Below are 9,696 nucleotides of genomic sequence, written 5' to 3'. Positions count from 1 at the left end.
ATGTCGCGCTCGGCGAAATTCCAGCCTTCGGAGCCCAGAAAGGCCGCGATATCGCGCGCTTCCTGTTCGGGCTTCACGGTGCAGAAGCGGATGCCGAGTATCGTCATGATGCTATTTCTCCTTTGCACCCTCCAACATATTCGCGGGAAACCGCGCCTGCAAAGCCCAGGAAGCGGATTGACGCGGTGCACCATCGCTTGGCATGGCATGGTGCATGAAACGCCACACCGGCCAGGACCGCAACATCACCGCCAAATGGCGGCCCGCAACGCAGGCCGTGCGCGGCGGCACGGCGCGTTCGGAATGGGGGGAGACGTCGGAGGCGATCTTCCTGACCTCCGGCTATGCGTACGACTGCGCAGCCGATGCCGCGGACCGCTTCGCCGGCGAACAATCGGGCATGACCTATTCGCGGCTGCAAAACCCGACGGTCGAGATGCTCGAACAGCGGATCGTGCTGCTGGAAGGTGCCGAAGCGGCGCGCTGCACGGCGAGCGGCATGGCGGCGATGACGGCCGCGTTGCTCTGCCAGCTCGAAACCGGCGACCATGTCGTCGCCGGGCGCGCCCTGTTCGGCTCGTGCCGCTGGCTGACCGACACGCTGCTTCCCAAATTCGGGATCGAGACCACGACGGTGGACGCCCGCGATCCCGATCTTTGGAAGGCGGCGATCCGCCCCGAAACCAAGGCCTTCTTCTTTGAAACGCCTGCGAACCCCACCATGGATGTCGTTGATCTGAAAGCGGTTTGTGACATCGCCCGCGATGCCGGCATCGTCTCGATCGTCGACAATGCCTTCGCCACCCCCGCGCTCCAGCGGCCGATGGAGTTCGGCGCGGACATCGTCGCCTATAGCGCGACCAAGATGATGGACGGGCAGGGCCGGGTGCTCGCCGGCGCGATCTGCGGGACCGAGGAATTCATCCTCGAGACCCTGCTGCCCTTCACCCGCAACACGGGCCCGACGCTCTCGGCATTCAATGCCTGGGTGGTCCTGAAGGGACTGGAGACGCTCGACCTCCGGATCCGCCGCCAGAGCGAGAATGCCGTGACCGTCGGGAAATTTCTGGAAGGCCGCGTTCCGCGCATCCTGCATCCGGGTCTCGCCAGCCATCCGCAGCATAATCTCGCAATGAGTCAGATGGATGCGTGCGGGCCGATCTTCTCCTTCTATGTCGATGGCGGGCGATCCCAGGCGCATGCGCTGCTCGACGCGCTTGAACTCGTCGATATCTCGAACAATATCGGCGACTCGCGCAGCCTGATGACGCATCCGGCGTCGACCACCCATAGCGGGCTGGATGAAAGCGTCCGCGCGGAGATGGGGATCGAGGAAGGGATGCTGAGGATCAATGTCGGTCTCGAAGACCCCGAGGATCTGATCGCGGACCTTGACGGCGCGCTGAAGGCGGCGGGGCTGTGAACGCGCTCTTCCCCCATGCGGCGCAGACCGAGGATGTGATCGTGCGCGTTTCGGTCAGCTTCCTTCCCGAACAGTCCGAGCTCGCCAAGGAACGCTGGTTCTGGGCCTATCATATCCGCGTGGAGAATTGCGGCGACGCGCCGGTCCAGCTGCTCAACCGCCACTGGTATATCACCGACGGGCGCGGTTTCCGGCAGGAAGTGGAAGGCGAAGGCGTGGTCGGCGAACAGCCGATGATCGCGCCGGGCGCGGCGTTCGACTATGTATCGGGCTGCCCGCTGACGACGCCGACCGGCGCGATGGAAGGCAGTTACACGATGCGGCGCGCGGACGGCTCGGAATTCGAGGCCGTCATACCGCGCTTCCCGCTGGCAGGGCCCGCAGTCACCGGATGAAAAGAACGCTTCTGCCCCTGAACGGCCTGCGCGTGTTCGACGCGGCGGCGCGCCATCTCTCCTTTACGCGCGCGGCCGACGAACTCGCCGTCACGCCGGCCGCGGTCGGCCAGCAGATCCGCGCGCTCGAGGATACGCTCGGCGTCGTCCTGTTCCGCCGCACGCCCAAGGGGCTCGAACTGACGCCCGAGGGCGAACGCGGGCTCGATGCGTTGCGCGCGGGGTTCCTCCAGTTCGAGGACAGCGTCCGCGCCATGCGCCAGGGCCAGTCCTCCAACCGCCTCACCATCGCCGCGCCGCGCGATTTCAGCCGCTACTGGCTGTTCCCGCGACTGGCGGAATATGGGAAGACCGATCCCGACATGCGGTTCCAGCTGATCGCCAGCGACGAACCGCTCGATTTCACCGAGGCCAATCTCGATCTCGCGATCCGGCTGGCCGACGGGCCGGGCGACCATATGGGCATCAAGCTGGCCGAACCCGAGGCCGTGTGGGTGGGCGAGGGCGAGACGATCTGCTGGGAAGGCGGCAGCGCCGACGAGATCCGGCTGATCGTCGCCGATGCGGGCCTCGCGCTCGAGGCTGCGATGGCCGGGATCGGCAAGGCGCGCGTGCCGCGGCTGCTGGCTGAGGCGGCCGGCGCCCAAATCGGCGAGAGCGAGGAGGCGCAGCGCGCCTATTGGCTGATGGCGCCGCTCCCGCAATGGCGGCAGAAAAAGGTGCGCGATCTGGTGACCGCGCTGACGGCCTGATGGCCGCGCTCCCGACGCTGGAATCCGGGAGGCTGACCCTGCGGCCGCTGGTCGTCGAGGATGCCGAGGCCATGCATCATTTCTTCTCCGACGAGGAGGCGATGCGTTACTGGTCGAGCGGACCGCACAAGACCGTGCAGGAAACCGAAGCCTATGTCCGCGTCAACGCGACCGATGACAAATATCTGACCTGGGCGATCACCGAGGATGGCGGCGAGGCGCTGGGTTGGGTCTGCCTGATCCCGGGGCGGGAGGGCATTGCCGAGATCGGCTACAATCTCCGCCGCAGCCACTGGCGGAAGGGCTATGTCGGCGAGGCCGTCGCGCGTGTGATCGACCATGGCTTTGGCGAGATGGGCCTGCGCCGGATTACCGCGGATACCGATCCGGACAATCACGGCTCGAACGCGCTGCTCGAAAAGCTGGGTTTCCAGCGCGAGGGCTATCTGCGCGAGGAATGGACGACGCATCTCGGCGTGCGCGACAGCATCGTCTGGGGGTTGCTCGGGCGGGAGTGGCAAGGCGCCGCGGGCAAAAAGACCGAAGACCAATGACGTAACAAAGTGCGACGTCCAGTCGCCGCTAGGCGTCGATCGCGTCCTCATCCAGCATCGCCGCGTTCGCCTGGATGAACGCGAAGCGGTGTTCGGGGTGCTTGCCCATCAACCGGTCGACCAAATCGCGGACTCCCGCTTCCTGCTGGAATTCCTGCGGCAGCGTGACCTGCAGCAATGAGCGGGTCTCCGGATCCATCGTCGTTTCGCGCAGCTGCTTGGGATTCATCTCGCCGAGACCCTTGAAGCGCGCGACATCGACCTTCTTGCCCTTGAACACCGTCGCCTCGATCTCCGCGCGTTCGGCGTCGTCCTGCGCATAATGGCTCGTGCCGCCGGCGGTCAGCCGGTAGAGGGGTGGGCGGGCGAGGAAGACGTTTCCGGCCTTCACGATCGGCCCCATCTCCTGGAAGAAGAAGGTCATCAGCAGGGTCGCGATGTGCGCGCCGTCGACATCGGCGTCGGTCATGATGATGATCCGTTCGTAGCGCAACTGCTCGGGATCGCATTGCTCGCGCGTCCCGCAGCCGAGCGCGAGGATGATGTCGGCAATCTCCTGGTTGGCCAGGATCTTGGCCGAGGTCGCCGAGGCGACGTTGAGGATCTTGCCGCGGATCGGCAGGATCGCCTGGATCTTGCGGTCGCGCGCCTGCTTGGCCGATCCCCCCGCGCTGTCGCCCTCGACGATGAACAGTTCGGTGCCCTCCGGCCCCGCTTCCGAACAGTCGGTCAGCTTGCCGGGCAGGCGCAGCTTGCGCGCGCTCGTCGCGGTCTTGCGCTTGACCTCCTTCTCCGCCTTGCGCCGGAGCCGCTCGTCCATCCGCTCCATCGTATAGGTGAGCAGCGCCTTGCCGCGTTCCATATTGTCGGTGCAGAAATGGTCGAAATGGTCGCGGACGGCGTTCTCGACGAGCTTCGCCGCTTCGGGACTCGTCAGCCGGTCCTTGGTCTGACTCTGGAATTGCGGATCCCTGAGGAAGACGGAGAGCATCAGCTCGCTGCCCGCCATGATGTCCTCGGCGGTGATCCCGGCGGCCTTCTTGTTGCCCACCAGCTCGCCGAAGGCGCGGATGGCCTTGACGAGCGCGCCGCGCAGGCCCGCTTCATGGGTGCCGCCGTCGCGGGTGGGGATCGTGTTGCAATAATAGCTGTAGGCGCCGTCCGAATAGAGCGGCCAGGCGACCGCCCATTCGACCGAACCTTGCCCGTCGGGAAAATCCTGCTTGCCGGTGAAGAAGTCGCTCGTCGCGCAGGCGCGCTCGCCGACCTCCTCCGCCAGATGATCGGCGAGACCTCCCGGAAACTGGAACACGGCCTCGATCGGCGTGTCGTCCTTGATCAGGCTTTCGTCGCATTTCCAGCGAATCTCGACGCCGGCGAACAGATAGGCCTTGGAACGCGCCAGCTGGTGGAGGCGCTGCGGCTTGAACTTCGCCTTGTCGCCGAAAATTTCCGCATCGGGCACGAAGCCGATCGTGGTGCCGCGCCGGTTGGGCGTGTCGCCGATCTTCTCGAGCTTCGATGTCGGATCGCCGCGCGAGAAACCCTGCCGCCAGACTTCCTTATTCTTGGCGACCTCGACGACCGTTTCGACCGACAGCGCGTTGACCACGCTCACGCCGACGCCGTGCAGCCCGCCGGACGTCGCATAGGCCTTGTCGGAAAATTTGCCGCCCGAGTGGAGCGTCGTCATGATGACTTCGAGCGCGGATTTCTTCGGGAATTTCGGATGCGGGTCGATCGGGATGCCGCGGCCGTTATCGGTGATCGTCAGCCGGTTTCCGGGTTCGAGCGATATCTCGATCCGGCTGGCATGGCCGGCGACGGCCTCGTCCATCGCATTGTCGAGCACTTCGGCGGCGAGATGGTGAAGCGCGCGCTCGTCGGTGCCGCCGATATACATGCCGGGGCGGCGGCGCACGGGCTCCAGGCCCTCGAGCACCTCGATCGAGGAGGCGTCATAATCGTCGGGCGTATTGCCGCCGGAAGGGCCTGCAAACAGGTCGGTCATGCCCGCCGATATAAGAATCGCGGAGTCGCAGCGCTAGCGCTCGGTCGGCGACTTATCCCCAACGTCGCGCCAGGGCTGGCCGACAAAGCGTTTCCAACGGTCGCGAAAACCCCATAGATAGGTGACGCGTCGCTCCGCTACGCCCGGCAGGCTGAGCGGATCGAGGCCGGTCCAGGGGAGGTAGGGGTTGCGCCGCCCATAGGCCCATATCTCGACGCGCACGGATGGCCGCACGGACGGCCCGCGGGCATGAAAGCCGAAGGTGTCGCCGACGACCAGCGTGTTGGCGGGGACGGCGAAGGCGCGCGGTTCGGGCAGGCCGAGTTCCGGCAGTTCCCCGCGTTCGACCCGGAAGGACCCGCGCGAAGACAGCCGGTCGACGCCTTCGGGCGCCTTCATGCTCATCGCCTTTTCCCAGGCCAGCCGTTCGGGCGTCAGGCGATGCGAGCCGGGGACGTAGCAGAACGGTCCCTCATCCTCGGCGACATCGGTCAGGAACAGCCAGGCTTTCACGCTCGGGTGGAAGGTATCGGCGTGGAAATGGGTCTGCGGATCGGGGTCTGCCGCGCGGACATGGGAGAGGATCGACTGGATATAGGTCAGCGGCTCCTGGTCGAAGCTGCCCGCATAGCGGATCAGCCCGCGCCAGTCGGGATTTTGCAGCAGCGCCCGCGCTTCGGGGATTTTGGCGAGCAGATCGGGGTCGAGCGCGAACCGGCGGGTGATCGTGTCGCCCTGCACCATGTCGCGCGCCGGGCCGCGATGGGCGAACACCGCATCGCGCAGCCTGGCGAACCGGTCGGCGGGCAGGAAATCGGATTTGGCGACGAAGCCGTCCCGGTCGAAGGCCTCGCGGTCCGTCGGATCGATCAACTTCGCGAGCTTCTCCCGCCGTTTCCACGCCATCGCATGCGCGCGTTTCACCCGCGCCACGTGGAGCCCGCGCGCGTTCAGCCGGTGCGAGCCGATGATCGGATTGTCGCGAAAGCTTTTCGCGCCGGTGGCGAGCTGCGCGATCCACCAGGGCGCGAGGAGGTAGCGGGCGGGGTTCATGCGCGTCTCAATACCCTGCTTTGTTTCGAAGGCGAAGACGCTTTTGCCGGCCGGCGGTCAGCCGCGCGCCCGCAGCCAATTGAGCGCGCCGGTTTCCATCCCCTTGAACTTGGGCGCGTCTTCGAGCGGCGCGGTGAGCAGGGCTGTGCCATGGGGCAGGGCCCATTTGACCTGATGATAGAGTTTCGACCGGGTCAGTTCGGTATCGACGAGCATCAGGCCCGGCTGGAGCGGGAAATGGTCGAGCGCGTGTAAAAGCTCGGCATCGATCGCCGAGCCGGGCTCGTGCCAGACGAGAAAAAGCGCCATCGCGCCTGGAGTTTAACGGACTCGCGGGCCGCCAAAGGGCAGCGGCGGCGGCGGGCGGCGGTCCTTGCGCGGCAGCTGCGCCTGATAGGCGCGGCCGCAATGCTCGACGCAATAGGGAAAGCCCGGATTCACCGGCTCGCCGCAGAAATGGAAATCCGATTCGCCGGGATGGCCCATCGGCCATTTGCAGATCCGTTCGGTGAGATCGAGCAGGCCCGTCTTGTTCTCATATTCCGGATCCAGCTTTTGCGGCACGAGGCGGCGCGGCGGCGCGGGCGGCAAGGGTTGCTGGTCGGCGGGAGACTGGCGGGTGAAGCCGCCAGGGCCGATCGAGCGATATTGCGGACCGGAAGGCGGCGGCGCTTTCGGAGCGGCGTCCTCGGTCTTGGGTGCCGCAGATTGGGGCTTGGCGGCAGGCGCCGGCTTGGGCTTCGGCGCCGCCTTCGCCTTGGGCGCTGCCTTGGATTTAGGCGCGGCCTTTTTCTTCGCCTTGCTGTCCTTGGCCTTGACCGGGGACGGCCGCGATTTGAGGCCGAGGCGATGCGCCTTGCCGATCACCGCGTTGCGGCTCACACCGCCCAGGCTTTCGGCGATCTGGCTCGCCGTCATGCCTTTTTCCCACATCTTCTTCAGCTGATCGATGCGTTCGTCGGTCCAGGCCATCAATTTTCCTTCTTAGTTCAAAAGCCCAATTGGCTTGCCGGGCCACGCCGCAGCGGATAGTCGCCTTGGCAATGTCAGACCAGCCCCAATCGCGCGATCCCGATTGCCACGCGCCGGAAACCCGAACACTGCCCGAACCGGGCGTACCCGCGATCCCCTTCGTCAACTGGGTTGGATTGCGAACGCTCTACATTAAGGAGGTTCGCCGTTTCTTCAAGGTGCAGCTGCAAACCATATGGGCGCCTGCGCTCACGACCTTGCTGTTTCTCGTCATCTTCACCGTGGCGCTGGGACGCGGCGACCGCGAAATTCTCGGCGTCCCGTTCAACAGCTTCCTCGCGCCGGGCCTGATCGTGATGGGCATGATCCAGAATGCGTTCGCGAATTCCAGCTTCTCGCTGCTCGTCGGCAAGATCCAGGGCACGATCGTCGACTATCTGATGCCGCCGCTTTCGACGCTCGAACTGCTGATTGCGCTGGTCGGCGGCGCGGTGACGCGGGCCTTCTGCGTCGGCGTCACCGTCTGGGGGGCGATGTGGCTGTGGGGCATCGACGTGTCGCCGCGGCACGGCTGGGCGATCGTCTATTTCGGCCTGATGGGATCGATCATGCTCGCGCTGTTCGGCGTGCTGACCTCGATCTGGGCGGAGAAGTTCGATCATGCGGCCGCCGTCACCAACTTCGTCGTCGCGCCGCTCGCGCTCCTCTCGGGCACTTTCTACACGATCGAACGGCTCGATCCGATCTTCCAGGCGGTCAGTGCCTTCAACCCGTTTTTCTACGTCATTTCGGGCTTTCGGTACGGCTTTATCGGTGCGTCCGACTCCAATCTCACGATGGGCGTCGTGGTTCTGCTGGCGCTCAATACGGCGCTGTGCACATTGTGCTACGGGCTGCTCGTGCGGGGCTGGAAGATAAAGAGCTGACGTTGCGCGCGATCATTTGACGCGCTCCGCCAACGACCGATATAATGCGTCGTCAGTGGCGGCCATCGGGGCCGCCTTTTGCTTTTGCGAATGCCGAACAGGAACGCCTCATGACGATCACCCCGCTAATGCCCGTTTATCCTCGCAGCCCGGTCCGGCCGGTGCGCGGCGAGGGCGCCTATCTGTTCGGCGAAGAGGGCGAGCGCTATCTCGATTTCGCGAGCGGCATCGCGGTCAACCTGCTCGGCCACGGCCATCCGCACCTGACCAGGGCGATCCAGGACCAGGCCGCAACGCTGATCCACGTCTCGAACATGTACGGATCGCCGCAGGGGGAGCACCTCGCCCAGCGGATCATCGACAACAGTTTCGCCGACACGATCTTCTTCACCAATTCGGGCGCGGAGGCGGTCGAATGCGCGATCAAGACCGCGCGCCGCTACCACCATGCGAACGGAGCGCCCGGGCGCAAGAAGCTGATCACCTTTTCGGCGGCCTTTCACGGCCGGACCATGGCGACGATCAGCGCCGCCGGGTCCGAAAAGATGATCGACGGTTTCGAGCCGGTCCTGCCGGGCTTCGAAACGGTCGAGTTCGACAATCTCGACGCCGCCGAGGCCGCGATCGACGAGCAGACCGCCGGTTTCCTGGTCGAACCGATCCAGGGCGAGGGCGGTATCCGCCCGGCGAGCGAGGCCTTCCTGCAGGGCCTGCGCGAGCTCGCCGACGCCAACGGCCTGATGCTGGTGCTCGACGAAGTGCAGTGCGGCTATGGCCGGACCGGCACCTATTTCGCCTATGAACAGTATGGCATCGAGCCCGATATCCTGGCGTCCGCCAAGGGCATCGGCGGAGGCTTCCCGCTCGGCGCCTGCCTGGCGACCGAGGACGCGGCGTCGGGCATGGTCATCGGGACGCACGGTTCGACCTATGGCGGCGGTCCGCTCGCCATGGCGGCGGGCGAAGCGGTGCTCGACGTGATCCTCGAACCCGGCTTTCTCGATCATGTGAAGCAGATGGGCGACCGGCTGCGTCAGGCGCTCGAGCAGATGATCCCCAATCACGACCATCTGTTCGAGGGCGTGCGCGGACGCGGCCTGATGCTCGGGATCAAGATGAAGGTCGATAGCAAGCCGTTCGTGCCCTATCTGCGCAGCAAGGGCCTGCTGCTCGTGGCCGCGGCCGACAATGTCGTCCGCGTGCTGCCGCCGCTCAACATCGAGGAAAGCCATATCGCCGAGTTCGTCGAGCTGCTCTCGGCGGCGGCGCGGGATTACGAGGCGCCGGAGTCATGACGCGCCATTTTCTCGATATCGCCGATCTCGACGGCGACGCGCTGGCCGCGATCCTCGACGACGCGCTGACCGCGAAGGCCGCCCGCAAGGACAAGCCCAAAGGCGCGGCCGACGATCATCCCTCGCTGTCCGGCCATGTGCTGGCGATGATTTTCGAGAAGAATTCGACCCGCACGCGAACCTCGTTCGACATCGCGATCCGCCAGCTCGGCGGCTCGTCGATGGTCCTCGATGCCGGCACGATGCAGCTCGGCCGGGGCGAGACGGTCGCCGATACCGCGCGCGTGCTCTCCCGCTATGTCGACGCGATCATGA

At 65.5% G+C, this 9,696-nt stretch carries 10 protein-coding genes and 1 pseudogene; 7 read left to right on the top strand and 4 right to left on the bottom strand.

The genetic code is table 11. The features are described 5' to 3' along the window. Nucleotides 1-214: 214 nt before the first annotated feature. From ACTS1X_RS02620 to ACTS1X_RS02605, 4 genes are read left to right on the top strand one after another with little or no spacing between them, the layout of a single operon-like run. Nucleotides 215-1,423 (top strand): trans-sulfuration enzyme family protein, encoded by a 1,209-nt coding sequence (locus ACTS1X_RS02620; RefSeq protein ID WP_442612830.1) that lies wholly within the window; start codon nt 215-217, stop codon nt 1,421-1,423. Continuing rightward, nucleotides 1,420-1,818, top strand: coding sequence for a Co2+/Mg2+ efflux protein ApaG (gene apaG, locus ACTS1X_RS02615; RefSeq protein ID WP_442612829.1), 399 nt, complete (start codon nt 1,420-1,422; stop codon nt 1,816-1,818). The genes ACTS1X_RS02620 and apaG overlap by 4 nt, the downstream gene beginning before the upstream one ends. Continuing rightward, entirely contained in the window at nt 1,815-2,570 is a 756-nt protein-coding gene (locus ACTS1X_RS02610) for a LysR family transcriptional regulator (RefSeq protein WP_442612828.1), read from the top strand. Before apaG ends, ACTS1X_RS02610 begins: the two co-directional genes overlap by 4 nt. Beyond that, complete coding sequence (locus ACTS1X_RS02605) at nt 2,570-3,124, top strand: GNAT family N-acetyltransferase (RefSeq protein WP_442612827.1); 555 nt, start codon at nt 2,570-2,572, stop codon at nt 3,122-3,124. Before ACTS1X_RS02610 ends, ACTS1X_RS02605 begins: the two co-directional genes overlap by 1 nt. Before the next feature lie 28 nt (nt 3,125-3,152). On the opposite strand, the gene parE is transcribed toward ACTS1X_RS02605, so the two are convergent. Genes parE through ACTS1X_RS02585 form a run of 4 tightly spaced genes read right to left on the bottom strand, consistent with a single transcriptional unit; the run spans nt 3,153 to nt 7,160 of the window. After that, nucleotides 3,153-5,135, bottom strand: a complete 1,983-nt coding sequence (parE, locus tag ACTS1X_RS02600) for a DNA topoisomerase IV subunit B (RefSeq protein WP_442612826.1) — start codon at nt 5,133-5,135, stop codon at nt 3,153-3,155. Between the two features lie 33 nt (nt 5,136-5,168). Continuing rightward, nucleotides 5,169-6,188 carry a phytanoyl-CoA dioxygenase family protein gene (locus ACTS1X_RS02595; protein ID WP_442612825.1) on the bottom strand — a complete coding sequence of 340 codons (1,020 nt, stop codon included), beginning with the start codon at nt 6,186-6,188 and terminating at the stop codon, nt 5,169-5,171. 57 nt (nt 6,189-6,245) lie between these two features. Further along, entirely contained in the window at nt 6,246-6,497 is a 252-nt protein-coding gene (locus ACTS1X_RS02590; RefSeq protein ID WP_442612824.1) for a hypothetical protein, read from the bottom strand. A gap of 12 nt (nt 6,498-6,509) precedes the next feature. Beyond that, a complete protein-coding gene (locus ACTS1X_RS02585) occupies nt 6,510-7,160 on the bottom strand; it encodes a GcrA family cell cycle regulator (protein WP_442612823.1) in 651 nt (216 codons plus the stop codon). A 71-nt stretch (nt 7,161-7,231) separates the two neighbouring features. Here ACTS1X_RS02585 and ACTS1X_RS02580 point away from each other — a divergent pair, with 71 nt between their 5' ends. The 3 genes and pseudogenes from ACTS1X_RS02580 to ACTS1X_RS02570 all read left to right on the top strand — a co-directional run. Further along, on the top strand, nt 7,232-8,086 hold the full coding sequence (locus tag ACTS1X_RS02580) for an ABC transporter permease (RefSeq protein WP_442612822.1): 855 nt from the start codon (nt 7,232-7,234) through the stop codon (nt 8,084-8,086). 110 nt (nt 8,087-8,196) lie between these two features. Next, complete coding sequence (locus ACTS1X_RS02575; protein ID WP_442612821.1) at nt 8,197-9,381, top strand: aspartate aminotransferase family protein; 1,185 nt, start codon at nt 8,197-8,199, stop codon at nt 9,379-9,381. Then, nucleotides 9,378-9,696, top strand: a pseudogene (locus ACTS1X_RS02570) (ornithine carbamoyltransferase); the annotation flags it as partial. The gene ACTS1X_RS02575 and the pseudogene ACTS1X_RS02570, both read left to right, overlap by 4 nt.

The organism is Parasphingopyxis sp., from assembly GCF_052168275.1.
In the GTDB taxonomy this organism is placed as follows: Bacteria; Pseudomonadota; Alphaproteobacteria; order Sphingomonadales; family Sphingomonadaceae; genus Parasphingopyxis.
Note: the sequence above shows the minus strand (reverse complement) of the source record. Positions and strands in the feature narration are given on the sequence as shown.